This window comes from Rhodococcus sp. FH8 (assembly GCF_019266085.1).
Classification (GTDB): Bacteria; Actinomycetota; Actinomycetes; order Mycobacteriales; family Mycobacteriaceae; genus Rhodococcus_F; species Rhodococcus_F qingshengii.
Map to the genome: position 1 here is coordinate 383,682 of NZ_LPNQ01000061.1, position 24,820 is coordinate 408,501.

Consider the following 24,820-nt stretch of genomic DNA (forward strand, 5'->3'; position numbering starts at 1 on the left):
TCAGGAGCCATCCGTGAGTGTGTTGTTCGAGCCTTTGACCCTGCGCGGCGTCACCATCCCGAACCGCGTCTGGATGGCACCGATGTGCCAGTACTCCGCTGACGTCATCGGCGACCAGGTCGGAGTGCCCAACGAGTGGCATCGCACGCATCTGGTGAGCCGTGCAATCGGCGGCACCGGCCTGATTCTCACCGAGGCGACGGCCGTCAATCCCGAAGGCCGCATATCGGCAGCTGATCTGGGGATCTGGAACGACACGCAGGCGCAAGCCTTCGCCGAGATCAACGCGCAACTCGCGTACTTCGGCGCAGTGCCCGGAATTCAGCTGGCGCACGCCGGACGCAAAGCGTCGACGCAGGTTCCGTGGCGCGGCGGCAAGAGCCTGCCCGCCGACGACCGACTCTCGTGGCAGACGGTGGCCCCGAGCGCGGTTCCGTTCGGTCACCTTGCCGATCCGGTCGAGCTCACCACGGAAGGCATCGAGAAGGTCGTCGCAGACTTTGCAGCGGCGGCTACCCGCGCACTGAAGGCCGAATTCAAGGTCGTGGAAATTCACGCGGCCCACGGATACCTGATCCATCAGTTCCTCTCCCCCGAGAGCAACAAGCGGACCGACCGCTACGGCGGCAGCTTCGAGAACCGCATCCGGTTGCTCCTCGAAATCCTGAGCGCAGTCCGCGAGGTGTGGCCGGCCGAGCTACCGCTCTTCGTCCGGGTCTCGGCGACCGATTGGCTCACGGAAGAACGTGGGCTCGACGTCGACAGCTGGACCGCGGATCAGACCGTAGCCCTCGCCAACATCCTCTCCGACTACGGCGTCGATCTCGTCGACGTGTCCACCGGCGGTAATTCACCGGCAGCCAAGATTCCGGTGGAGCCGGGATACCAGGTTCCGTTCGCCCGTCGCCTGCAGAACGAGAGCCTGCTACCGGCCGCCGCCGTCGGCCTCATCACCGAACCCGAACAAGCCGAGAAGATCGTCGAAGACGGAAGCGCAGTGGCGGTGCTCCTCGGCCGCGAACTGTTGCGAGATCCCTACTGGGCGCGCCGGGCGGCCCGTGAACTGAACGCCGAGGTAGGACCGCATATCCCGTCGCAGTACGCCCGCGCCTTCTAGCCCGAAAATCGGCTCCCGCGCACAACTTTGATAGCGTAAGCGTCTTACTTGCCGGTAGTCCGGAGCCCTGAGGGTTCCGGACACTGCCGCGGGCCAGAGCCGTGCGACGGGGGTCGCAACGAGCCACAGGGCACGCGGACGCTCGATTTCCCGACCGGCTCATCGGCGAGTGGGCAACGAAAAGATGCGTGCATCAGGTACGTGCCCCGCTCGGTTCGATGATTGCGCTGGGGAGCGCATGTCATGACTACACCAGAGAACTCGATCAGCGCTCTCGAAGTGGCCGAATCACCCGATGTCTGCGTCACCGACAATGCGTCCGTCAAGCGCGCTGTCAAGGCAACGATGCTCGGAAATGCCATGGAGTGGTTCGATTTCGGCGTTTACGCATATCTAGCTACCACTATAGGAAAAGTGTTCTTCCCGGACGCGAGCGGCAGCGCTCAACTCCTCTCTACCTTTGCAATTTTTGCGGCAGCCTTCATCGTCCGCCCACTCGGCGGATTGTTCTTCGGTCCACTCGGTGACCGCATCGGACGCAAGAAAGTCCTGGCCACCACCATCATTCTGATGGCGGGCAGCACCTTCGCCATCGGCCTCATCCCGAGCTACGAATCCATCGGTATCGCCGCCCCGATCCTGCTGGTACTCCTACGCCTACTGCAGGGCTTTTCCACCGGCGGCGAATACGGCGGAGCCAGTACGTTCGTCGCCGAATACGCACCGGACAAGCGCCGCGGTTTCTTCGCCAGCTTCCTCGAATTCGGGACTCTGGCAGGATATGTGGCGGCAGCGGGCATCGTGACGATCATCCAGACCGTCGTCAGTGCCGAGGACCTACTCCAGTGGGGCTGGCGCATCCCCTTTCTCATTGCCGGACCTCTGGGTCTCATCGGCCTGTACCTCCGTCTACGTTTGGAGGAAACTCCCGCATTCCAGATGATGGAGCAGGCCGAAGAGCGCTCCCTCGCAGATGAATCCACAGGGAAGAAACTACGCGAAACTCTCGTCGACAACTGGCGTCCGCTTGTTCTGTGCATCGTCCTGGTGGCCACGTACAACATCGCTCACTACGGACTGCTCAGCTACATGCCGACGTATCTGACCAACACGTTGGGTTACGACGAATCCCACGGACTCGTTCTGATGATCATCGTCATGATCGTGATGATGATGGGAATCAGCTACGTCGGAAAGTTCTCGGACCGCGTCGGGCGTAAACCCTTGCTGCTCAGCGGTTTCATCGGATTCTTCGTCCTGTCCCTGCCTGCCTACCTTCTGATCGGCGTCGGCAACTACGTGACGGTCTTCCTGGGACTCGCAATTCTCGGCGGCTTGCTCCTGCTGTTCGTCGGAGTGTTCCCGTCCGTGCTTCCCGCACTCTTTCCGACCGGAATCAGGTACGGCGGCTTGGCAATCGGATACAACCTCGCGGTCTCCATCTTCGGCGGGACCACTCCCCTGGTGCTCACCGCCCTCGAAAGTGCAACGGGCAGCAACTTGGTCGCACCGATGTACATGATGATCGCCGCCGTGATCGGCGGTATCGCAGTCCTGATGATCCCCGAGACCGCACGCAAGCCACTCGACGGCTCTCCGCCCTCCGTCGCCACCGACGAGGAAGCACGTCGGATCATCCGCAAGGTTCGTCGAAAGAGAATGAAGGCCGATAACCTCGAGGTATGAGCACGCCTCGAATCGTCGTCGTCGGCAGTATCAACATGGATCTGACCACGTCAGTGTCCAGATTCCCCGCTCCGGGAGAAACGCTACTCGGCACTGCCTTTGCCACCGCGGCGGGAGGCAAAGGCAGCAACCAGGCCATCGCCGCCGCGAAAGCCGGTGGGGACGTGTCGTTCGTCGGCGCGGTCGGCGACGACGGTTTCGGCACCCAATTGCGCGAGACCCTGCAAGACGCCGGGGTCGACACCGCGTTGCTTCGTAGTGTCGACGGCCCGAGCGGCGTTGCCGCCATCACCGTGAGCGAGGACGCGGAGAACAACATCATCGTCGTCCCGGGCGCCAATTCCTCGGTCACCTCGTTGTCCGAAGTAGACCTCGACGCGATCGCACACGCCGACGTTCTCCTGTGCCAACTCGAAATACCCCTCGACACGGTCACCACAGCGGCCCGGCACGCGCGTGCCAACGGAACAACTGTCATCCTCAATCCTTCACCGGTACAAGACCTTCCGGGCGCCCTGATCGAGTCTGTCGACATCCTGATCGTCAACCAGACCGAGTCGGAGCAGTTGGCCGCGGTCACCGGTCGCGTCCGATACCTCGTCACGACGCTCGGGGCCGGCGGCGCGGATCTCCGGTCGGGCGAGGAGACAATCCACGCCGACTCCCCGGCCGTGACACCCGTGGATACAACTGGCGCAGGCGATGCTTTCACCGGCGCCTTCGCCGTGGAGTGGGTGCAGGGCCAGGACCGCGCCCTGCAGTTCGCTGCCACGGCGGGAAGTCTGGCGACGACGGTCCGCGGCGCGTCGGTGTCGTCACCCACTCGCGCTGCGATCGAAAAAGTCCTGAACCGACAGCTTGACTCTGACACCGTGTGAGGTCGTAAACCTGTAGGTATCGGGTTTGTGAGAGAGAAACGGGGCGAGCAAGGATGTTGAGCATCGGAGACTTCGCGAGAGCAGGTCGTGTGTCGGTGCGCATGCTCCGCCACTACGACGCCATCGGTCTGCTCAGACCCGCGAGGGTCGACGCATCCACCGGGTATCGCTCGTACACCGCGGGCCAGTTGGCGCTGCTCAACCGCATCGTCGCTCTCAAGGAGTTGGGCCTGACTCTGGCCCAGGTCCAGCAAGTGGTGGAGTCGGCGGTCACCGTCGACGAGATCCGCGGGATGCTCACGCTTCGCCGAGCAGAACTCGAAACCCGAATCCAGGAAGACACCGCGCGACTGGCGCATGTACAGGCGCGCCTACGGATCATCGAAAGTGAGGGACAGATGTCCGCATACGAGGTTGTGATCAAGTCAGTTCCGGCGCTGCGGGTCGCGGAGTTGACCGGTACCGCCAAGACGATGGATCCGTCGTCGATCGGCCCGGTGGTTCGCGGGTTGTACGAGCGCCTTTGTACCGGTTTGGATCGTGCCGGTATCGCCGCGATCGGACCCGCTGTCGCTTACTACGAGGATGCCGGTGACGACGAGAACGTCGTCGTCCATGCGGCGCTACCGGTAGACGCGAATCCCGATGGCGACTACGAGTTCGCTGTGGTGGACCTGCGGGCCGAAGAGCACGTGGCCTCGCTGCTGCACAAGGGTTCGATGGACAACTGCCTGCCCGCTTATCAGGCGTTGGCCCAATGGATCGACGCAGCGGGATACCGCAATGCCGGCCCCAGCCGTGAGGTGACGCTGGCGTGCCCGGAGGATGTCGACGGCTGGGTCACCGAACTGCAGGAACCTGTTGCCAAGGCCTGAAGCCCGCACGTGTCGGCAGGGTCGTGCACCATGGGGTCCATGACCACCGCCACTGCCCCAGCCATGCGCGACGAAGCCGAGCGGCTGCTCCGCGAACTCGCGGGGCCGGATGCCCGCCTACGCGAGGACCAGTGGACGGCCATCGAGGCGCTGGTGGTGCAGCGCAAACGCGCGCTCGTCGTACAGCGGACCGGCTGGGGCAAATCTGCGGTCTACTTCATCTCGGCGAAGCTGCTCCGGGCAACGGGCCACGGCCCCACCGTCATCGTCTCTCCGTTGTTGGCCCTGATGCGAAACCAGGTCAGTTCTGCCGAACGTGCCGGAGTGCGCGCCGCAACCATCAATTCGGGCAACGTCACCGAATGGGACGACATCCATGCCCGCGTCGCAGCCAATGATCTCGACGTCCTTCTGGTCAGCCCCGAGCGCCTGAACAACCCTGACTTCCGCGATCAGGTGCTCCCGGCCCTGGCAGCTGATGCCGGCCTGGTCGTAGTCGACGAGGCTCACTGCGTTTCCGACTGGGGCCACGACTTCCGTCCCGACTACCGCCGCATCAGGACCTTGATCGCCGAACTCGGCGAGGGCATTCCCGTCCTCGCAACCACGGCGACGGCCAACAACCGCGTCGTCGAGGACGTGTCCGCCCAACTCGGCGTCGGCGGTGAGGAAACCCTCGTCCTTCGCGGCGGGCTCGAACGCGAGTCGCTTCACCTCTCTGTAGTCCACATTCCGGAGGCGACGGCGCGCGCTGCCTGGCTTGCCGACATGCTCGAGACGCTGCCGGGTTCGGGCATCATCTACACGCTGACGGTTTCGGCCGCGCGCGACCTCGCAAGCCTGCTCTCCGAGCGCGGCCATACCGTCGCCGCCTACACGGGCCAGACCGATCCCACCGAACGTGAATCTCTCGAGCAGGACTTGTTGGGTAATCGCGTCAAGGCTCTGGTGGCCACCTCGGCACTCGGGATGGGCTTCGACAAGCCTGATCTCGGGTTCGTCGTCCACCTCGGCGCACCGTCGTCGCCGATCTCGTACTACCAGCAGGTGGGCCGCGCCGGTCGTTCCACCGACAGGGCAGACGTGATCCTCCTGCCTGGCGCCGAGGACAAGCAGATCTGGAGTTACTTCGCCTCGGTCGCCTTCCCCCGCGAGCACCTGGTCCGCAGCGTCATCGAACACCTCGACACCGAAAAGGCCACGTCGACACCGGCACTCGAACCTCTGGTGGAGCTCAATCGCACGCGTCTCGAGATGGTCCTCAAAGTCCTCGACGTCGACGGCGCGGTCAAACGCGTCAAGGGCGGGTGGATCAGCACCGGCGAACCCTGGGTGTACGACGCCGAGCGCTACGGCCGACTCGACGACGCCCGCCAGGCCGAGCAGGCCGCAATGGTCGAGTACCAGAGCATCACGACGTGTCGAATGACCTTCCTGCGTGAACAACTCGACGATCCTGGTCTGACCTCGGAGAACTCACAGTGCGGTCGCTGTGACAACTGCACAGGCAATCGCTACGACACCACTGTCGACACCGCCGCCCTCGACGAGACTCGGGCGCGCTTGCAGCGCCCCGGATTCGACCTGGAGCCGCGCAAGATGTGGCCGACCGGCCTGAGCAAGCTGGGCGTCAAGCTGTCCGGGAAGATCACCGAGGGGCCCGAAACCGGGCGCATTCTCGGACGGATGTCGGACCTGGGCTGGGGTCAACGTCTCCGCGCGCTTTTCGACGGTCCCGACGCCGAGGTACCCGATGCGGTGGTCAGCGCGTGTATCAGCGTTCTGGCCGCCTGGAATTGGGCCGAGCGACCCACCGGTGTCATGGCCCTCGAATCCACGACGCATCCTTTGTTGGTGTCGAGCCTGGCTGCCAAGTTGGCCGAGGTCGGGCGATTGACCGACCTGGGCACCCTGCGCTTGCGACCCGACCACCCTCCGGTGTCGGCAGCGAACTCCGCCTACCGCGTGTCCGGACTGGTCGATGTTTGGGAAGTCCCGGACATGAGTATCCATCAGGGACCAATACTTCTTGTCGACGCAATCGCCGATACCGGTTGGACTTTCACGATGGCCGCGCGCGCACTTCGACAGGCTGGTGCTCACTCTGTACTTCCGTTGGCGCTCGCAAGCCCGAAATAGCGAGTTTTTGCCCGAAATAGTCGCTCCGACAACGGCAAAAGTTACATAATGTGAGCACCATCACATTCATGTCCTCACCTGGGGCGCAACGGGTTCCACACGGCCCGAAACGGACATCTGCATGACTTCGACAGCAATGATTGTTACGTTCAGATGACCGATGAAGCCTGTTGATACGAGAGCTATCCCGACCACCGCGCCGGACGCGGTGTTGTTCAGAAGCCCACAGATCGATGACGGAGTCCGGCTCTGGGAGATCGCACGTGATTCGAAGGTGCTCGACCTCAATTCGAGTTATGCATACCTGTTGTGGTGCAGGGATTTCAGCGCGACGTCCATCGTCGCGGAGGTAGACGGCCGCGTAGTCGGATTCGTTTCCGGTTATACCCGTCCCAGCGCGCAGGAAACCCTGTTCGTGTGGCAAGTTGCGGTCGACGAAGACCAGCGCGGCAAGGCAATTGCTGCCCGCATGCTGTCCGACTTGATGGATCGCACTGCCCCACTGGGTGTTACACATCTGGAGACCACGATCAGCCCCGACAACGAGGCTTCGATCGCACTCTTCACCGCGCTCGCACGTCGACGCGAAGTACCGATAACCAGGCAGACCTTGTTCTCGCCCAACGATTTTCCCGATGGACACGAAGCCGAAGATCTTTACACGATCGGCGCCTAGCGCACTTCGCGCTCGGCATACAGCATGCCCCGGAGGAACAAAGAAGATATGAATATCAACGAAGCAAGCATTTTTGAAACCCTCGAGTCCGAGGTTCGCAGCTACTGCCGTGACTGGCCCGCAGTGTTCACCAGCGCATCCGGATCCTGGATTCGTGACGAGAACGGACGCGACTACCTCGATTTCTTCGCCGGTGCCGGCGCCCTCAACTACGGCCACAACAACCCGGTGCTCAAGTCCGCACTGGTCGACTACATCATGAGCGACGGCATCACGCACGGCCTTGACATGTCGACAGTCGCCAAACGCGAATTCCTCGAGACCTTTCAGCGCAACATCCTCGAGCCGCGCGGCCTGGACTACAAGGTCCAGTTCCCCGGCCCGACCGGATCGAACACCGTCGAGGCTGCACTGAAGCTGGCCCGCAAGGTCACCGGACGTTCGGCAGTCATCAACTTCACCAACGCATTTCACGGAATGACACTTGGTGCACTCTCCGTGACCGGCAACTCGATGAAGCGCGCGGGCGCCGGTGTCCCCCTCGTGCACACGACACCGATGCCCTTCGACAACTACTTCGACGGCGTCACCGAGGACTTCCAGTGGTTCTCCCGCGTTCTCGATGATTCCGGCAGTGGAATCAACCGCCCCGCGGCAGTGATCGTCGAAACCGTGCAGGGTGAAGGTGGCGTGAATGTCGCTCGCCCCGAATGGCTTCGGGCGCTGGCAACACTGTGCTCGGATCGCGGAATCCTGTTGATCGTCGACGACGTCCAGATGGGTTGCGGCCGTACCGGCCCGTTCTTCTCCTTCGAAGAGGCCGGAATCGTTCCCGACATCGTCACGTTGTCCAAGTCGATCAGCGGCTACGGAATGCCGATGGCGCTCACGCTGTTCAAGCGTGAACTCGACGTCTGGGGACCGGGCGAGCACAACGGCACCTTCCGCGGCAACAACCCGGCGTTCGTCACCTCCAAGGTGGCACTCGACCACTACTGGTCCGACGACGCACTCACCAAGACGACGTTGAAGAAGGGCGCACGCATCAGCGAATGCTTCGCCAACCTCTCCGATCAGTTCCCCGGCGAGGTCTCGCACCGCGGGCGTGGCTTGGTTCAGGGCCTCGTCTTCGAACAGCCCGAGCGCGCCGGCAAGGTCTGCCAGTTGGCATTCGACGAGGGATTGCTCGCCGAGACCTCCGGACCCTCCGACCAGGTTGTGAAACTGCTTCCCGCACTGACGATTACCGACGACGAGCTCGAGCACGGCCTCTCCATCCTGGCCGAGGCGACACTCAAGGTCTGCAGCTAGAGGAAGGACTCTCCCATGATCGTTCGCACCACCACCGAGATCACCGACACCGACCGCGACATCACGAGTGAGGACGGCAACTGGCGCAGCAAGCGCATCGTCCTCGGCGGCGACCGCGTCGGGTTCTCGTTCCACGAGACCACCATCAAGGCGGGTTCGGTCAACGAGTTCCATTACGCCAACCACGTCGAGGCTGTCTGGCTCGTCGAGGGCACCGGCAAGCTGATCGACCTCGACAACAACAAGGAATACGATCTCGCACCGGGGTCGATGTACCTGCTCAACGGCCACGAGCGTCACCGCGTCGAGCCGGACACGCAGATGCGCATGCTGTGCGTGTTCAATCCGCCGGTCACCGGGCGTGAGGTGCACGACGAGAACGGTGTCTACCCACTGGTGGAGGTCCCCGCGTAGCGTCTAGTCATGGCGACTGACACCTCTCCACGCGTAGCGATCGGCCCCGTCCCCGATGCACTGCTCGACAGCGCGGTGCTTCGGGGCGGTGGTCTGATCAGTCCGATCGACACTGCGGACGCCCTGATCTGGGCGGGCTCACCCGAGACCTTTCCGTCGGAGTTACCGGCGTCGGTCAGGTGGGTGCAGCTTCCGTCGGCGGGAATCGAGGATTGGTTCGACTCCGGTGTGATTCCGAAGGACACAGAAATCACGTGGACCTCGGCGGCCGGTGCGTTTTCGGCGTCGGTGGCCGAGCATGCACTCATGCTTCTCTTGGCCGGAGTTCGTCACTTGCCTGCACACATCGAGGCTCGAACGTGGCGTCAGTTCGAGTTCTTTCCCAAGATCGGCACCCTTCGTGGCTCGACGGTTGCGATCATCGGCGCGGGCGGTATCGGCCGCGCGCTGATTCCGATGCTGGCCGCGCAGGGGGCGGACAGCATCGCAGTCAATCGTTCCGGTAGCCCGGTCCCCGGGGCGATCTCCACGTACCCCGCATCCAGAATGGATGAAATCTATTCTCGCGCAGATCACTTCGTGATTGCTGCGCCCGCTACCCCGGCCACCCGTCACCTCGTGGGCCGTGCGCAGTTGGCGGCGATGCAACCCCATTCCTGGGTGATCAATGTCGCGCGCGGATCACTGGTCGACACCGACGCACTGGTCGAGGCCATCGAGTCGGAACAGATCGGCGGCGCCGGTCTCGACGTCACCGATCCCGAACCCCTCCCGGACGGTCACCCACTGTGGGATCTGACGAATGCGATCATCACACCCCACGATTCCAATCCGCCAGGCGTTCGCCCCGCCGCCTTCGCGGATCACGTCTCCAAGAACGTGACCCGCTTCGCGAAGGGTGAGGCGCTGGCTGCCCTCGTGGACCCAGTAGCCGGATACTGAGCACGCCGCCGAAGCTCGAATGCTCGGACCACGGTTGCCACAAATTACTGTGGCGACTGCGTCTCCGGAAAGAAGAGCGCCCGCGCCCGGCGAGCGACCTCTTCGGCAGGTACATCCTCGACCTTCGTGCATACTGCCCACCTGTGGCCGAACGGATCGAGAAACACTCCATGCCGGTCGCCCGAAAATGTATCGGCCACAGCCGTGACCAGCGTGCCTCCCTCGGCGACTGCCCGAGCGACAAACTCGTCCGTGTCCTCGGTGTAGACGACGATTGACGAATGCACCCAGCCGTCCTGCGGTGATTTGAGACCGAAGTCCGGCATCTCCTGCGAAAGCTGCAGCATCGAATCGCCGATCCGGATCTCCGCATGCATGAGGGAGCCGTCAGGTGCGTTCATCGCATCGACTATCTCAGCTCCAAGTGCTCGTTTGTAGTAGTCGAGTGCGGCATGGCCGTCCGGCACCGCAAGGTAGGGAGTGATCGTGCGGTAACCAGCAGGGATCGGGTTCACTGTGTTCATGTGTACGAGTATTGGCGATCGCACACGTGTTCTATTGAACATTTCGGACTTCCTCCGCGCCTCCGTCTCGCACACGCGCCTATCCTGGAACGGTGCCTACCGACAACAGCCGCCTCGACGCCCTCCCCGAGCTCCTGGCCGGCCGTCGCCTGGCAGTTCTGACGGGCGCCGGCATCTCCACCGACTCCGGAATCCCGGACTACCGCGGACCTGATTCACCCCCGCGCAATCCGATGACGTTCCAACAGTTCATCGGCGATCCGGCGTTTCGGCGGCACTACTGGGCGCGCAACCACATCGGCTGGCGATACATGGACAGCTCCCGCCCCAACCAGGGCCACCGGGCCGTCGCGGCACTGGAACGAACAGGGCGAGCCGTCGGCGTGATCACCCAGAACGTCGACCTCCTGCACACCAAGGCCGGCGCGCGAAACGTCATCGACCTCCACGGCACCTACGCGCAGGTTCGATGCCTGAGCTGCCAGCGGCTGATCTCCCGTACCACTCTCGCGGAGAGACTGGAAGAAGCCAATCCTGGATTCGCCGAAACAGTCGCTGCTGCAACAGGAGTCGAAATCGCACCCGACGCAGATGCCGTGATCGAATCCACCGCACACTTTCGCGTCGTGGATTGCGCCGTGTGCGGTGGCTTACTCAAACCGGACATCGTCTACTTCGGCGAATCCGTCCCCAAGGAACGCGTCGCCCGTGCGTACAGCCTCGTCGACCAATCCGACGCACTGTTGGTAGCCGGGTCGTCGTTGACCGTGATGTCCGGCCTACGTTTCGTCCGGCATGCCGCCAAGACCGGGAAGCCGATCGCCATCGTCAATCGAGGCACGACTCGCGGCGACGAATTCGCCGACCTCAAGCTCGAAGTCGGTTGCGCTGAAGCACTTTCCGCCCTCGTCGAACACGAAAGCTACAGCGCCACCAAGTCGTCCGCGTGAACCACAGGACGCTGCATGTCGGCCGGTAGATCGGTGGTGGAGCGCCCCAGGATCTCCTCGATCTCCGCAGCGTCGAACGCAACGACACCCCGGGCGACGGGCTTCTCCCCCGGCCCCATCAGGGACACGACGTCGCCGGCGTGGAAGTCACCGGATACACCGACGATGCCAGCGGACAGAAGGCTTCGACGCTTGGACACGACCGCGCGGACGGCGCCTTCGTCGAGGTGGAGGTCACCCGATGTGTCAGCGGCGTGACGAACCCAGAATCGGCGGGCCGACAATCGCGTCGGCCGGGGCGCAAATGCCGTTCCGACATCGGCACCACTGAGTGCCTGCGCAGCGTCCGATGCTGCCGCGAGCAGAACCGGCACGCCGGAATCAGCGGCCAGGCGTGCTGCTGAGAGCTTCGACGCCATGCCTCCGGTACCGAGGGCGCCACCCGAACCGGCAACCACACCGTCGAGATCCTCGGGACTGTTGACCTCGGGAATCAGTGTGGCATCGCCCTTTCGGGGATCCCCGTCGTACAGTCCGTCCACATCCGACAACAGGATCAACGCGTCGGCGCCGACCAGATGAGCAACCAGAGCAGCCAGCCGATCGTTGTCACCGAATCGAAGTTCGGTGGTGGCAACGGTGTCGTTCTCGTTCACGATCGCCACCGCGTGCAATGCCCGTAGACGATCGAGTGTCCGTTGGGCGTTGCGGTGCTGCGTCCGTCGAGCGATGTCGTCAGCCGTGAGTAGAACCTGCCCGACGGTACGCCCGTAACGGGCGAACGACGTACCCCAGGCGTGAGCCAGAGCCAACTGACCGACGCTGGCCGCAGCCTGCTTGGTCGCGAGATCCCGCGGTCGCTTGGTCAGTCCCAGCGGCGCCAGTCCGGCGCCGACGGCACCGGACGAGACAACGACGACATCGGAACCCGCACGCATGCGAGCCTCGATGGCATCGGCCAACAGATCGAGTCGGTGAGTATCGAGTCCCGCCACCAGACTGGTGAGCGCAGACGACCCGATCTTCACGACGATACTGTGAGCCGACGCTATCGACTCCCTGGTGGACCCGAGCACAGTCCCGTTCCCTCTCTTCGGTTGTCGTCCTGAAATCGCGTGGGTCAGGCGTCTTCGTCGAGCAAGCCGCGGCGGACACGACGCGCGTGCTTGCGCTCGTCCGCGCCGATGCGCTCCACCTGATCGAGACGCGGGTCGGTTCCACGGCCCGTGCGGGTCAGATCGATACCGGCCGGCGTCATCGGCTCCCACTCGAAGCTGACGTCACCGATGGTGACGGAAGCTCCTGGCTGAGCGCCCTTCTTGACCAATGCGTCCTCGACGCCCAATCGAGCAAGACGGTCGGCGAGGTAACCAACGGCCTCGTCGTTGTCGAAGGCGGTCTGACGAATCCACCGCTCCGGGCGGGTGCCTCGGACGACGAACCCACCGGGAATATCGGGATCCTTCTCGATGGTGAAGCTGGAATCCTTGACCTTGACCGGGCGAATGACCTGGCGCTTCGGCTCGGGCTTCGGATGAGCTTCGCGGTAGTCGCGGACCATCTTCGCCAGCGCGAATGTCAACGGTCGCAATCCTTCTCGGCTCACCGCCGAGATGGTGAAGACCGGCCAGCCGCGAGCTTCGATCTCAGGCGTGACCATTTCGGCCAATTCGGCGGCCTCGGGAACGTCGGTCTTGTTGAGGATGACGACGCGCGGGCGCTTGTCGAGGTCACCGAGTCCCGAATCGCCGGAGAGCGCAGGCGTGTACGCAGCCAGCTCTGCTTCCAAGGCGTCGATGTCGGAGATCGGGTCACGTCCCGGATCGAGGGTGGCGCAGTCGATCACGTGCGCCAATACGGCGCAGCGTTCGATGTGGCGCAGGAAGTCCAGGCCCAAACCGCGGCCTTCGCTGGCACCGGGGATCAGCCCGGGCACGTCGGCGACGGTGAAGGTGGTGTCGCCGCTCGAGACGACGCCGAGGTTGGGGACCAGAGTGGTGAAGGGGTAGTCGGCGATCTTCGGCTTGGCCGCAGAGAGAACGGACACAAGCGAAGACTTACCGGCGGAGGGGAATCCGAGCAGACCGACGTCGGCTACCGACTTGAGTTCGAGAACCAGGTCACGCTCGACACCGTCCTCACCGAGGAGTGCGAAACCGGGAGCTTTGCGGGCTTTCGACGCCAGCGCTGCGTTGCCGAGTCCGCCGCGGCCGCCCTGAGCGGCGTCGAAGCGTGAACCGACTCCCACGAGGTCGGCAAGCACGTTGCCGTCGGTATCGAGAACCACAGTTCCATCCGGAACCTTGAGGATGAGGTCTTCACCGTTTGCACCCTCGCGGTTGCTGCCGGCGCCCTGCTTGCCGTTGGTCGCCTTCGCGTTGGGATGGAAGTGAAAGTCGAGGAGGGTGTGGATGTTCTCGTCGACCACGAGGATGACGTCGCCACCGCGACCTCCGTTGGCACCGTCCGGACCGCCGAGCGGTTTGAACTTCTCGCGGTGTACGGAGGCGCAACCATTGCCGCCTTTTCCAGCGCTGACGTGCAGCACAACACGGTCAATGAATCGGGACATGACTGCCGGATCCTTCCTCAGTCAATTGCGGGTCTCACGCGATGAGCTGAACTTCTGGTGAGCAGGGTTGCTCGGGGCAAAACGGGTACTGCTTAAACAAACGATAGGGGCGGACCGGGTTATTTCAACCCTGGTCCGCCCCTATCGGGAGCTTGGAACGCGTCACTCTCTTACCGAAAGCAGAACCGGCTTACCGAAGTAGAACCGATGACGCACAACTAGCGAGAAAGACTAGACCTCAGCCGCAACGACGGCCGGAACGATGTTCACGGTCTTGCGTCCACGCTTCTGGCCGAACTCGACTGCGCCGGCAGCGAGAGCGAACAGGGTGTCGTCGCCGCCACGGCCGACGTTGACGCCGGGGTGGAAGTGCGTGCCGCGCTGGCGAACCAGGATTTCGCCTGCGCTGACCGACTGGCCGCCGAAGCGCTTCACGCCGAGGCGCTGGGCGTTTGAATCGCGACCGTTACGGGAGCTGGATGCACCCTTCTTATGTGCCATGCTATTGACCCTCCTCGGGTGAAATTAGCTAGAAAGAACTGGTTACTTGATGCCCGTGACCTTGAGCACCGTGATCGGCTGCCTGTGGCCCTGACGCTTGTGGTAACCGGTCTTGTTCTTGAACTTGTGGATGCGGATCTTCGGCCCCTTGGTGTGCTCGACGATCTCACTGGTGACTGCGACCTTGGCCAGCTTGGCCGCGTCGGTGGTCAGGTCAGATCCGTCGACCACGAGAACGGGAGCAAGCGAGACAGCAGTGCCGGGCTCACCCTCGATCTTCTCGACCTTGACGAGGTCACCAACAGCGACCTTGTACTGCTTTCCGCCGGTCTTGACGATCGCGTACGTTGCCATCGGAGGGCTACCCCTTGCTTCTTCGAACTTGCTCGCGCTGCTGCCTGAGGCTTCAAATGCATCGCGACTGGTCTGGTTTATGTCACCTCGGCTCGGCACTGACGTACCGGGACATTCACGCGCACTCTAGGCACACGGAATCTCTACCGCCGGGTGGCGACCCTCCAAGGTTACGGGAAAGCAACCGTCAGGGTCAAACCGCCCCGCCGAGGGGTGGTGCTTACTACTCTGTACTGCTTCTACCAGCTGAAACTTCGGATAACGGTTGGATGTCCTCGCTCATCGCGAAGTCATCCAACCGACCGAAAGCCAGTAGTTCTTACTCTCCGTCTACCGGAGGCCCTGCGGGACGTGCTGCTGCACGCCTGCGACGGGGTCGCTTGACGACGACAACTTCTTCCTCAGCCGGAGCTTCGGTGGCCGGAGCCGGAACGTTTTCCACGACCGCTTCTGTCACGGGTTCCGGAGTCGGAATCACGAAGACCGTGCCCACCTCGGGAGCTGCCTCGGCAACCGGTGCCGACGCTGCCCGCGACGCCCGGCGACTACGCCGACGACCGCGCGGAGCTGCTTCGGTCGAAGCTGCGGCCGACTCGTTGTCCACTGCGGATACTTCTTCCGCAGCAGAGTCCACAACAGGAACGTCATGGTGCTCAGCAGCAGCAGGAGTATCGATCGGCCGATCTTGTTGCCGATCGGCACTTTTGGATGCATCGTCCCCCGAAGACACACCGGCGGAATCAGACTCGGTCGAGTCGGCCGCGACGGTCTCGTCGTCGTCGTGGTGATGCGAGGCCATCGCCAATGCCACCGGATGAGCCCGCTTGACCGTCGCGTCGACGGCCGGAACCTCCGGCGCCGGAGCTTCCTGTCCGTTGGACTCGGTCGAAGCCGACTTGTCTCCGCGGCCACGCTTGTTCTTGCGCGAGGTACCGGAATCGCTGCGCTGCGAGCCCGAACGCGATCCTCCGTCGTCCGAGGACTTCACCTCGACGGGCTCGGAATGGACGATGATGCCGCGGCCGTGGCAGTGCTCACAGGTGGTCGAGAAGGCCTCGACCAATCCGGTGCCCAACTTCTTGCGCGTCATCTGCACGAGCCCGAGTGACGTGACCTCCGACACCTGATGGCGCGTGCGATCGCGACCCAGGCATTCGGTGAGCCGACGCAGGACCAGGTCCCGGTTCGATTCGAGAACCATGTCGATGAAGTCGACGACGATCATTCCGCCGATGTCCCGCAGGCGCATCTGGCGAACGATCTCCTCGGCCGCTTCGAGGTTGTTACGGGTGACGGTCTCTTCGAGGTTTCCGCCGGCTCCGGTGAACTTGCCGGTGTTGACGTCGACGACGGTCATGGCCTCGGTGCGGTCGATCACCAGGGTGCCGCCGGACGGCAGCCACACCTTGCGATCGAGTGCCTTGGCCAACTGCTCGTCGATACGGCGAGCCGCGAAGACGTCGATACCGTTGTTCGGCGTGTACTTCTCGAGCCGCGGAAGCAGGTCGGGCGCAACGGAGTTGATGTAGTTCTCGACCGTCGTGTGCGCCTTCTCGCCCTCGATGACCAGCTTGGAGAAGTCCTCGTTGAACAGATCACGAATGACCTTGACCAGCATGTCAGGCTCTTCGTACAGCGCCTGCGGGTTGCCGGACTTACCGGTGTCCGCAGCCGCAGCCTGCTCCTCGATGCCGGCCCACTGAGCCTGCAGACGAGTCACGTCGCGCGCCAACTCTTCTTCGCTGACGCCCTCGGACGCCGTGCGAATGATCACGCCCGCGTCGGCGGGCACGATGTCGCGCAAGATTTCCTTGAGACGCTTGCGCTCGGTGTCCGGAAGCTTGCGGCTGATACCCGTGGACGTACCACCGGGCACGTAGACGAGGAAACGACCGGCAAGCGAAATCTGTGTGGTCAGTCGAGCACCCTTGTGACCGACCGGATCCTTGCTGACCTGAACGAGCACCTGATCGCCCGGCTTGAGGGCCTGCTCGATCTTGCGCGAGTTGCCACCGAGACCGGCGGCCTCCCAGTTCACCTCACCGGCGTAGAGAACACCGTTGCGGCCACGCCCGATGTCGATGAACGCAGCTTCCATGCTGGGGAGCACGTTCTGGACACGTCCGAGGTACACGTTGCCGACCATCGACGCGGACGCCGAGTTGGTGACGAAGTGCTCGACCAGCACTCCGTCTTCGAGGACTGCTACCTGTGTAGTCGCATGCGGCTGACCGCTGTCTGCCCGATCGCGCACGACCATGACGCGATCGACGGCCTCACGACGCGCGAGGAACTCCGACTCGGTCAGGATCGGTGGGCGACGTCGGCCGGCGTCACGACCGTCGCGGCGACGCTGACGCTTCGCTTCCAGACGTGTCGAACCACTGATGCCCTGGACCTCGTCCTTGACGCGGGTCTTGTTGCGCGGCTCGCGCTCGTGAACGACGGTGTTCGGCGGATCGTCCTCGGACGTCGCAGTCGCGTCGGTGGCGCCGTCGGTGCCGGTCTTGCGACGACGACGACGACGGCGACGGCGGCTCGATCCGTCGGCATCGAGATCGGAATCGTCGGCATTCTCGGAATCCGCATCAGCGGTGGACTCGGACTTATCACCGGATTCTTCGCCGGCAGCGTCGTCGGTTTGCTTCTCGACTGCCGCAGGGGCAGATTCCTGCTCCGATTCGGTAGCGGTATCCGACTCTTCGTCCGAACCCTGCTCGCCACCCTGTTCACCGCGACCACGTCCACGTCCACGGCGTCCACGACGACGGCGACGCGGCTGATCGTCGTCCTCGTCCTCGGACTCGGCGCTCTCGCCCTCGGTTTGCGGTGCGGTCACAGCCGGCTCTTCGACGGCAGGAACTGCAACCGGCGCTGCCTCGGGAACGACGGTTTCGGCTTCCGCGGTTGTCTGCTTCTCTTCGACGACCGCCGGTGCAGCAGGCTCGCGGCGTGCGCGACGGCGACGCGGAGCTACCTCGGCGGCTTCGAGATCCGGCTGCAGGAACAGCGGGACCTGCGGCGCGGCGGGAGCCACCTCGGGCTGATGGGTCTGCGGTGCTTCGAAGGAAGTGAACAGATCGGACTGCTCGGCTTCCTTGCTCTGCAGCGCAGCTGCGGCGTCGAGTCCAGCGCTGATCTCGGCGACAGCCGGATCCACTGTTTCTTCTGCTGCAGGTTCTTCGACGACGACCTTTTTGCGAGTGCGACGAGCCCTGACAGGCTTCTCGGCCGGAGCCTCTGCAACAGGAGCAGCCTCCACGGGAGCTTCTGCAACCGGCGCCTCGACAACCGGGTCGATGAGGGTGTCGAGCTCGGCGACGACGGGCTCGATGGCCTCGGCTGCGGAAGTCAACGAGGCATGAATCCGCTGAGCGACGTCACGGTGGAGACTCGACTGCGCGCTGCGCAATTCGGTACCGAGCGCTGCGGCTTCGGCAAGGACCTGCTTGCTGGTGACGCCGAGCAACTTCGCCAGCGCGTGTACGCGCATCTTGTCGGGAAATTCCGGGGTGGTGCTGGAATCTGATTCGGTTGGGGATTGATCGGCCACGTAAGTCTCCTCAGCCCCCGGGCGCGTCCAACCCAGAAGTCGAGTTGTCACGCGGCCACGCGGGAGCGTGCTGTGTGTACTCGCACTCAGAAGTGAGTACGAGATTGTAAGGTCTCGCTCCGCATGGTCCGCAATGCCCGTTATTCACTGCGAGCACATGAAGTGCCTGGCTGGATGGCCGTTGTCCTGTGCGCGAGCGCCTGATCATCCAGCGTGCAGAGGTCCAGGGATTTCCTGTTGACCTGGAGCAGCGATGAAAGGGCATCGAACCTAGGTGTCATCCGGTTGAACGTGCGTAAAACAAATTGCGGTTCAACTGAAAGCAGTATCCCACACCAACGCGCCTGCAACTGCAAAGGGCGCACCGATGTGGGATACGTGCCGAGAATTCGCTGTGGAGATGTGGGCCGAAGGCCCGTTCATGTGGGCCAGAGGCCCGATCGGAGATTCAGATGGACGACAGCGCGGGGAACCACAGAGCGATTTCACGCTCTGCCGACTCCACGGAGTCGCTGCCGTGAACGAGGTTCTGCTGCGCTTCGAGTCCGAAGTCGCCGCGGATCGTACCCGGAAGAGCCTTGTCGACCGGGTCGGTTCCGCCGGCCAACTGACGGAAAGCAGCGATGGCTCGGGGGCCTTCGAGCACTGCGGCCACCAGCGGACCGGAGGTGATGAACTCCAACAAGCTCGGGTAGAACGGACGCTCGGCGTGTTCTGCGTAGTGGCTACCAGCCACCTCTTCGGAAGCTACGCGGAGGTCGAGTGCTGCAATTGTCAGGCCTTTGCGCTCGATACGGCTGAGGATTTCTCCTACGTATCCACGGGCAACGGCGTCGGGCTTGATCAGTACGAGGGTGCGCTCAGTCACAGCGGACAGCCTAAATGGTCAGTCCCGCTGACCGGGAAGCAGGCCCTTGTCCATCCGGCGCTTGATGTCTCTCTGCAGGTAGACGAGGTATCCCCAGACGATCCCGAAGGTGATCGCCACACCGGCGATCGACGGGTGGACGAAGAAACCGAACAGAAGAATCACCTGCAGCGCGACGTTGAACCCCATCGCCCACGGCTTGCCCTGGATGCCCGCACCCAGAATCATCAGTACCGCCAACCCGATGATGAATCCCGCGGAGGCCGCGGTGAGGCCTCCGCCGACGACCGCGACAACCGGCAAAGCCAGCAGCACGACGATCGCCTCGAGGATCAGGGTTCCGGCCATCACTCCGCGGAAGCTTTTCCACGGGTCCTTGGTCGGCGGCCCGAACTCGCCGGCAGTGTCTCCGGGCTCGTGGTCTCCGGACTCGGGATTGGCATCTGACGGGGTACTCACGCGGGGTCCTTTCCGAACAGCGTGCGGGCGGCGCCTGCGGTCACGACGGATCCCGTCACCACCACACCCGCCCCTGATACGGCCTCACCGGGTTCGGCGACCTGCTCGGCGATTTCGATCGCGACTTCCAAGGCGTCGGCAAGCACCGGCGCAACGACGACGCGCTCGTCGCCGAACTTCGCGACGGCGATGTTCGCCAGTTCTTCCACGTCCATCGCCCGGGGTGACCCGTTGTGGGTGACGACGATCTCGTCGAAGACGGATTCGAATGCAGTCAAGATGGCGTCGACGTCCTTGTCCGCCATGACGCTGACCACTCCCACGAGCTTGCGGAAGTCGAACTCGGCGGCCAGTGCGGCCGCGAGAGCGCGAGCACCGTCTGGATTGTGGGCGGCGTCGAGAAAGACCGTCGGCGCACTCCGAACACGTTCGAGGCGACCGGGATTGACGACCGAGGCGAACCCGTTGCGGATTGCATCCTGATCCAGTTGTCGATCCGGACCGGCACCGAAGAACGCTTCTACGGCAGCGAGCGCGAGCGCGGCGTTGCGCGCCTGATGCTCACCGTGAAGGGGGAGGAAGATGTCGGTGTACACACCGCTCAAGCCTTGAAGTTCGAGCTGCTGTCCGCCCACCGCGATCTGGCGAGCAAGCACCTTGAACTCCGAGCCTTCACGAGCGACCGCGGCCTCCACCTCGACAGCACGCCGCAGCAATACCTCCATGACTTCGGGAGTCTGCTCGGCGATGATCGCGACGGTGTCCACCGGAACCAGGTCCTCGCGGCCCTTCTTGATGATCCCGGCCTTCTCCTGCGCGATCCCGGCCAGGTCGGTGCCCAGGTACTCGGCGTGATCGAGGCTGATCGGGGTGATCACCGCAACCTGCCCGTCGATCACGTTGGTGGCGTCCCAGCGTCCGCCGAGGCCGACCTCGACCACGGCGACGTCGACCGGCGCCTCCGCGAAGGCCGCATAGGCCATGGCGGTGAGCACTTCGAACTTGCTCATCGCCGGTCCCCCGGCTTCCTCCGACTGTGCGTCGATCATCTGCACGTACGGCTCGATCTCGCGGAACGTGTCCACGTAGAGCCGCGGCGAGATCGGATGACCGTCGATGCTGATCCGCTCGGTCGCGATCTGCAGATGAGGGCTGGTGGTTCGCCCGGTGCGACGATGCAGAGCCGTCATCAACGAATCGATCATGCGCGTCACCGACGTCTTACCGTTGGTTCCCGTGACGTGCACCGACGGATAGTTGTGCTGAGGCGAGCCCAGGACATCCATGAGCGCCTCGATACGAGTCAGTGACGGCTCGATCTTGGTCTCGGGCCAACGCTTGTCGAGTTCTGCTTCCACCAGCGCCAGTTCGGCGATGTCGACCGGAGTCGGAACCGAACTCTGAGCGTCGAATTGGGACGGTTCGTACGAACTCACTTGTCGGCCAACTCCTTCAGACGTCCCGTGATGCGCTCGATCTCTTCGACGGCGATCTGGCGACGTGTCTTGATCTTGTCGACGACGGCGTCGGGCGCCTTCGCCAGGAAGGCCTCGTTCGCCAGCTTGTTGTCAGCGGTGACGAGCTCCTTCTGCGCTGCCGCGAGGTCCTTTTCGAGCCGCTTCTTCTCCGCGCCGAGGTCGATGGTGCCCGAGGTGTCGATGTCGACAGTGACGGTGCCCTGGCTCAGGCGCACCTCGACGGAGATCGACGCGGTGAATCCCTCTTCGGGTTCGGTCAGCTTGGCCAGCGCCGCCACGTAGGCGAACTGGCCGTCCATGCCGGCCTCCGAGAGCCCGGACGCACGAGCCGGGACCTTCTGGGAAGGCTTGAGTCCCTGATCGTTTCGGAATCGTCGCACCTCGGTGATCAGCTTCTGCGTGTCTTCGATCCTGGTTGCGGCCTGGGCGTCGACTGCCTCACCGGACAACACGGGCCATTCGGCGACGACCACGGACTCGCCGCCGGTGAGCACCTTCCACAGGGTTTCGGTCACGAACGGAATGACCGGGTGCAGGAGGCGGAGCAGTGCATCGAGAACGTTGCCGAGCACGGCGCGGGTGTTCGCGGCGACGGCCTCGTCGGCGGCGAACTGCACCTTGGCGAGTTCGAGGTACCAGTCACAGACCTCGTCCCACGCGAAGTGGAACAGGCCTTCGCACGCCTTGCTGAACTCGTAGCGATCGAATGCGGCGTCCGCCTCGGCCTGGACCGTGTCGAGACGGTCGAGGATCCAACGATCGGCGTCGGTCAGTTCGCTTCGAGCGGGCAGCGGCGCGGGAGCAGCGCCGTTCATCAGAGCGAACTTGGTCGCGTTGAACAACTTGGTCGCGAAGTTGCGCGAGGACTGCGCCGAATCCTCACCGACGGACAGGTCGCTGCCCGGGTTGGCGCCGCGTGCAAGTGTGAATCGCAGGGCGTCGGCGCCGAAACGATCGACCCAGTCGAGTGGGTCGATACCGTTGCCGCGAGACTTCGACATCTTCTTGCCGTACTGATCGCGGACCAGTCCGTGCAGGAACACGTCCTTGAACGGCATCTGCGCGCCGGACTTACCCGGACCGGCGGTGATCGACTCGTCCTCGGACACGTAAGTGCCGAACATCATCATGCGGGCGACCCAGAAGAACAGGATGTCGTAGCCGGTGACGAGAACACTGGTGGGATAGAACTTTTCGAGTTCGGGCGTGTTGTCCGGCCAGCCCATCGTCGAGAAGGGCCACAGTCCGGAGGAGAACCAGGTATCGAGGACGTCGGGATCCTGGACCCAGCCTTCCGGCGCCGTTTCGTCAGGACCGAAGCACGCAACTTCACCCTCGGGGCCGTACCAGACCGGAATGCGGTGACCCCACCAGAGTTGACGGGAAATGCACCAGTCATGCATGTTGTCGACCCAGTCGAACCAGCGTGGCTCCTGGCTCGCCGGGTGAATGACGGTGTCCCCGTTGCGAACCGCGTCACCCGCAGCCTTGGCGAGCGTCTCGACCTTGACCCACCACTGCAACGAGAGACGAGGCTCGATGGCCTCGCCACTGCGCTCGGAGTGCCCGACGCTGTGCAGGTACGGGCGCTTCTCGGCGACGACGCGTCCCTGCTCGGCGAGAGCTTCGCGAACCTTGACGCGAGCCTCGAAGCGGTCCATTCCGTCGAATTCGGTTCCGGTGTCGGCAATCTTGCCGGTCTTGTCCATGATGGTGGGCATCGGCAGGTTGTGCCGCAGGCCCATCTCGAAGTCGTTGGGATCGTGAGCCGGCGTGATCTTCACAGCGCCGGTTCCGAACTCGGGGTCGACGTAGTCGTCGGCGATGATCGGGATCTGACGCCCGGTGAACGGATGATCGAGAGTGGTGCCGATGAGGTGCTTGTAGCGCTCGTCCTCGGGATGGACCGCTACTGCGGTGTCACCGAGCATTGTCTCGACGCGAGTGGTCGCGACGATGACGTGCGGCTCGTTGTCGTCGAGCGAGCCGTAGCGCAGGGAAACCAGCTCACCCTCGACGTCCTCGAACTTCACCTCGATGTCGGAGATCGCGGTCTGCAGCACCGGCGACCAGTTCACGAGACGCTCGGCGCGGTAGATCAGGCCCTCGTCGAACATGCGCTTGAAGACGGTCTGGACGGCGCGGGAGAGGCCCTCGTCCATCGTGAAACGATCACGACTCCAGTCGACGCCGTCACCGATGCGCCGCATCTGGCCACCGATGGTTCCACCGGATTCGCGCTTCCAGTCCCAGACCTTGTCGATGAACAGCTCGCGGCCGAAATCTTCCTTGGTCTTTCCGTCGGCAGCGAGTTGCTTCTCGACGACGGACTGCGTGGCGATACCGGCGTGGTCCATGCCTGGCAGCCACAGCACCTCGTAGCCCTGCATCCGCTTGCGACGGCTGAGCACGTCCATGAGGGTGTGATCCAGGGCATGGCCCATGTGCAGGCTGCCGGTGACGTTCGGGGGCGGCAGCACGATGGAGTAGCCGGGCTTGTCGCTGGTCGCGTCGGCCTGGAAGTACCCGGCGTCTACCCAGCCTTGATACAGATCGGCCTCTACCGCGCTGGGGTCCCAGCTCTTGGGTAGGGCGTCGGCGGGGGTCTGGGGGTTCTCTGGAGCTGCACTGGTCACCACTTGATCCTAATGACTCCCCCGTCGTGAACGAATTCGCCCGTCGGCCGCCGCGGCGCACACGAACGACTGCCCCGCGGTCCGGGGTCAGCCGAACAAACGATATTCACCGATCCGCTCCGCTGACAGGATCGCTCTGAAGGACGACCGACCAACTACCCGTGGAGCAAATATGTTGAACAACTGGAGTTCTCGCCGTCCCGGCGTTCGAACCTTGGCGGCGGCCGCGACGATCGGAGCGGCGGTTGCCCTCGTGCTTCCGGCGACTGCGTCCGCTGCCCCCGGCATCGAAGAAAGTGTGCAAGGAAGCATCGACAGTGGCAGCGCCACGATCAACGGAAGCGTCGGCGATATCGGGAACGACATCGCAAACGGCATCGCCAGCGGCAGCGTGGGCGACATCGTCGGCGGGATTGCCACTGGGAACCTCAACGACGTCCTCGGCGGCCTGAACGCCGGTTCGACCAGCGCGACGGACATCGTCAACGGCCTGGCCAGTGGCAACGTCAGGGACATTCTCAGTGGCCTGGCCAGCGGCAGCGGCGGCGGCGGATCGTTTGCACCCACGCAGCGCTGCGACGCCTCGACGGTCTCCGGCGGCGCAGGAATCACCAGCACCAAGCACGAGCTCGGCCGCGGCGGACCGACGTCGTTCGTACTCGGCTACGAAACCGAGGACATCCCGGACCTGATCGAGGTGTACTACGAAGGACGGTTGATCCACAGCACCGGATACATCGGCGACAACATCAACGAGGGAACTGGTTCAGCTGTCGTCAACGTGCCCGCCGGTGGGGCGTCGTCCGTTCTGGTTCGCGTCACGGGCCCTGACCACACCGAGTGGTCGTACACCGTTCGTTGCCCCGGCGCCTGATTCCGGTCCGGAT

The 24,820-nt window shown here is 63.6% G+C and carries 21 protein-coding genes; 11 read left to right on the forward strand and 10 right to left on the reverse strand.

Annotated features, from left to right (window positions below; translation table 11 throughout):
• The first annotated feature begins 13 nt into the window (after positions 1-13).
• From ATN38_RS13325 to ATN38_RS13365, 9 genes are all read left to right on the forward strand, one after another.
• A complete protein-coding gene (locus tag ATN38_RS13325; RefSeq protein WP_070161359.1) occupies positions 14-1,117 on the forward strand; it encodes an NADH:flavin oxidoreductase/NADH oxidase in 1,104 nt (367 codons plus the stop codon).
• A gap of 243 nt (positions 1,118-1,360) precedes the next feature.
• Complete coding sequence (locus tag ATN38_RS13330; protein ID WP_003944479.1) at positions 1,361-2,803, forward strand: MFS transporter; 1,443 nt, start codon at positions 1,361-1,363, stop codon at positions 2,801-2,803.
• Complete coding sequence (locus ATN38_RS13335) at positions 2,800-3,681, forward strand: ribokinase (RefSeq protein WP_030536629.1); 882 nt, start codon at positions 2,800-2,802, stop codon at positions 3,679-3,681. The genes ATN38_RS13330 and ATN38_RS13335 overlap by 4 nt, the downstream gene beginning before the upstream one ends.
• A 53-nt stretch (positions 3,682-3,734) precedes the next feature.
• Entirely contained in the window at positions 3,735-4,556 is an 822-nt protein-coding gene (locus tag ATN38_RS13340; RefSeq protein ID WP_007731010.1) for a MerR family transcriptional regulator, read from the forward strand.
• A 39-nt stretch (positions 4,557-4,595) separates the two neighbouring features.
• Positions 4,596-6,695: a DEAD/DEAH box helicase gene (locus ATN38_RS13345; protein WP_030536630.1), complete on the forward strand. Its 2,100-nt coding sequence runs from the start codon at positions 4,596-4,598 to the stop codon at positions 6,693-6,695.
• A gap of 160 nt (positions 6,696-6,855) precedes the next feature.
• Complete coding sequence (ectA, locus tag ATN38_RS13350) at positions 6,856-7,371, forward strand: diaminobutyrate acetyltransferase (protein ID WP_003944572.1); 516 nt, start codon at positions 6,856-6,858, stop codon at positions 7,369-7,371.
• Between the two features lie 48 nt (positions 7,372-7,419).
• Entirely contained in the window at positions 7,420-8,682 is a 1,263-nt protein-coding gene (gene ectB / locus ATN38_RS13355) for a diaminobutyrate--2-oxoglutarate transaminase (RefSeq protein WP_007731008.1), read from the forward strand.
• A gap of 15 nt (positions 8,683-8,697) precedes the next feature.
• Positions 8,698-9,096, forward strand: coding sequence for an ectoine synthase (locus ATN38_RS13360; protein WP_003944463.1), 399 nt, complete (start codon positions 8,698-8,700; stop codon positions 9,094-9,096).
• Positions 9,097-9,105: 9 nt separating this feature from the next.
• On the forward strand, positions 9,106-10,038 hold the full coding sequence (locus tag ATN38_RS13365) for a D-isomer specific 2-hydroxyacid dehydrogenase family protein (RefSeq protein ID WP_007731007.1): 933 nt from the start codon (positions 9,106-9,108) through the stop codon (positions 10,036-10,038).
• Positions 10,039-10,082: 44 nt separating this feature from the next.
• Here ATN38_RS13365 and ATN38_RS13370 read toward each other — a convergent pair whose 3' ends face one another.
• A complete protein-coding gene (locus ATN38_RS13370) occupies positions 10,083-10,604 on the reverse strand; it encodes a VOC family protein (RefSeq protein WP_081377472.1) in 522 nt (173 codons plus the stop codon).
• A 50-nt stretch (positions 10,605-10,654) separates the two neighbouring features.
• Between ATN38_RS13370 and ATN38_RS13375 the strand changes: the two genes are divergently transcribed.
• Positions 10,655-11,512 (forward strand): NAD-dependent protein deacetylase, encoded by an 858-nt coding sequence (locus ATN38_RS13375; protein WP_042450219.1) that lies wholly within the window; start codon positions 10,655-10,657, stop codon positions 11,510-11,512.
• Here ATN38_RS13375 and proB read toward each other — a convergent pair.
• The 9 genes from proB to ATN38_RS13420 form a co-directional block, all read right to left on the reverse strand.
• Positions 11,485-12,588: a glutamate 5-kinase gene (proB, locus tag ATN38_RS13380; protein WP_003944552.1), complete on the reverse strand. Its 1,104-nt coding sequence runs from the start codon at positions 12,586-12,588 to the stop codon at positions 11,485-11,487. The genes ATN38_RS13375 and proB overlap by 28 nt on opposite strands.
• A gap of 44 nt (positions 12,589-12,632) precedes the next feature.
• Positions 12,633-14,084: a GTPase ObgE gene (gene obgE / locus ATN38_RS13385; RefSeq protein WP_003944579.1), complete on the reverse strand. Its 1,452-nt coding sequence runs from the start codon at positions 14,082-14,084 to the stop codon at positions 12,633-12,635.
• 231 nt (positions 14,085-14,315) lie between these two features.
• Complete coding sequence (gene rpmA / locus ATN38_RS13390) at positions 14,316-14,585, reverse strand: 50S ribosomal protein L27 (protein WP_003944532.1); 270 nt, start codon at positions 14,583-14,585, stop codon at positions 14,316-14,318.
• 42 nt (positions 14,586-14,627) lie between these two features.
• On the reverse strand, positions 14,628-14,939 hold the full coding sequence (rplU, locus tag ATN38_RS13395) for a 50S ribosomal protein L21 (protein ID WP_003944533.1): 312 nt from the start codon (positions 14,937-14,939) through the stop codon (positions 14,628-14,630).
• Positions 14,940-15,258: 319 nt separating this feature from the next.
• Positions 15,259-18,492, reverse strand: coding sequence for a translation initiation factor IF-2 N-terminal domain-containing protein (locus ATN38_RS13400; RefSeq protein WP_218748095.1), 3,234 nt, complete (start codon positions 18,490-18,492; stop codon positions 15,259-15,261).
• 448 nt (positions 18,493-18,940) lie between these two features.
• The gene (gene ndk / locus ATN38_RS13405; protein WP_003944527.1) at positions 18,941-19,360 is read right to left on the reverse strand and encodes a nucleoside-diphosphate kinase; all 420 of its coding nucleotides are present in this window, start codon (positions 19,358-19,360) and stop codon (positions 18,941-18,943) included.
• Between the two features lie 18 nt (positions 19,361-19,378).
• Entirely contained in the window at positions 19,379-19,819 is a 441-nt protein-coding gene (locus ATN38_RS13410; RefSeq protein ID WP_003944448.1) for a DUF4233 domain-containing protein, read from the reverse strand.
• Positions 19,816-21,255, reverse strand: a complete 1,440-nt coding sequence (locus tag ATN38_RS13415; RefSeq protein ID WP_218748096.1) for a folylpolyglutamate synthase/dihydrofolate synthase family protein — start codon at positions 21,253-21,255, stop codon at positions 19,816-19,818. Before ATN38_RS13415 ends, ATN38_RS13410 begins: the two co-directional genes overlap by 4 nt.
• On the reverse strand, positions 21,252-23,933 hold the full coding sequence (locus tag ATN38_RS13420; RefSeq protein ID WP_064074827.1) for a valine--tRNA ligase: 2,682 nt from the start codon (positions 23,931-23,933) through the stop codon (positions 21,252-21,254). Before ATN38_RS13420 ends, ATN38_RS13415 begins: the two co-directional genes overlap by 4 nt.
• A 172-nt stretch (positions 23,934-24,105) precedes the next feature.
• Here ATN38_RS13420 and ATN38_RS13425 point away from each other — a divergent pair, with 172 nt between their 5' ends.
• Entirely contained in the window at positions 24,106-24,807 is a 702-nt protein-coding gene (locus ATN38_RS13425; RefSeq protein WP_113683741.1) for a hypothetical protein, read from the forward strand.
• Positions 24,808-24,820 lie beyond the last annotated feature (13 nt).

Bases quoted from the DNA above. Each gene is read 5' to 3' on its own strand.
- ATN38_RS13345 (WP_030536630.1), top strand. From the start codon at position 4,596: ATGACCACCGCCACTGCCCCAGCCATGCGCGACGAAGCCGAGCGGCTG.
- ATN38_RS13425 (WP_113683741.1), top strand. From the start codon at position 24,106: ATGTTGAACAACTGGAGTTCTCGCCGTCCCGGCGTTCGAACCTTGGCG.
- rpmA (WP_003944532.1), bottom strand. From the start codon at position 14,585: ATGGCACATAAGAAGGGTGCATCCAGCTCCCGTAACGGTCGCGATTCA.
- ectB (WP_007731008.1), top strand. From the start codon at position 7,420: ATGAATATCAACGAAGCAAGCATTTTTGAAACCCTCGAGTCCGAGGTT.
- ectA (WP_003944572.1), top strand. From the start codon at position 6,856: ATGAAGCCTGTTGATACGAGAGCTATCCCGACCACCGCGCCGGACGCG.
- ATN38_RS13370 (WP_081377472.1), bottom strand. From the start codon at position 10,604: ATGTTCAATAGAACACGTGTGCGATCGCCAATACTCGTACACATGAAC.
- ATN38_RS13365 (WP_007731007.1), top strand. From the start codon at position 9,106: ATGGCGACTGACACCTCTCCACGCGTAGCGATCGGCCCCGTCCCCGAT.
- ATN38_RS13330 (WP_003944479.1), top strand. From the start codon at position 1,361: ATGACTACACCAGAGAACTCGATCAGCGCTCTCGAAGTGGCCGAATCA.
- ATN38_RS13360 (WP_003944463.1), top strand. From the start codon at position 8,698: ATGATCGTTCGCACCACCACCGAGATCACCGACACCGACCGCGACATC.
- obgE (WP_003944579.1), bottom strand. From the start codon at position 14,084: ATGTCCCGATTCATTGACCGTGTTGTGCTGCACGTCAGCGCTGGAAAA.
- ATN38_RS13340 (WP_007731010.1), top strand. From the start codon at position 3,735: ATGTTGAGCATCGGAGACTTCGCGAGAGCAGGTCGTGTGTCGGTGCGC.
- ATN38_RS13335 (WP_030536629.1), top strand. From the start codon at position 2,800: ATGAGCACGCCTCGAATCGTCGTCGTCGGCAGTATCAACATGGATCTG.
- rplU (WP_003944533.1), bottom strand. From the start codon at position 14,939: ATGGCAACGTACGCGATCGTCAAGACCGGCGGAAAGCAGTACAAGGTC.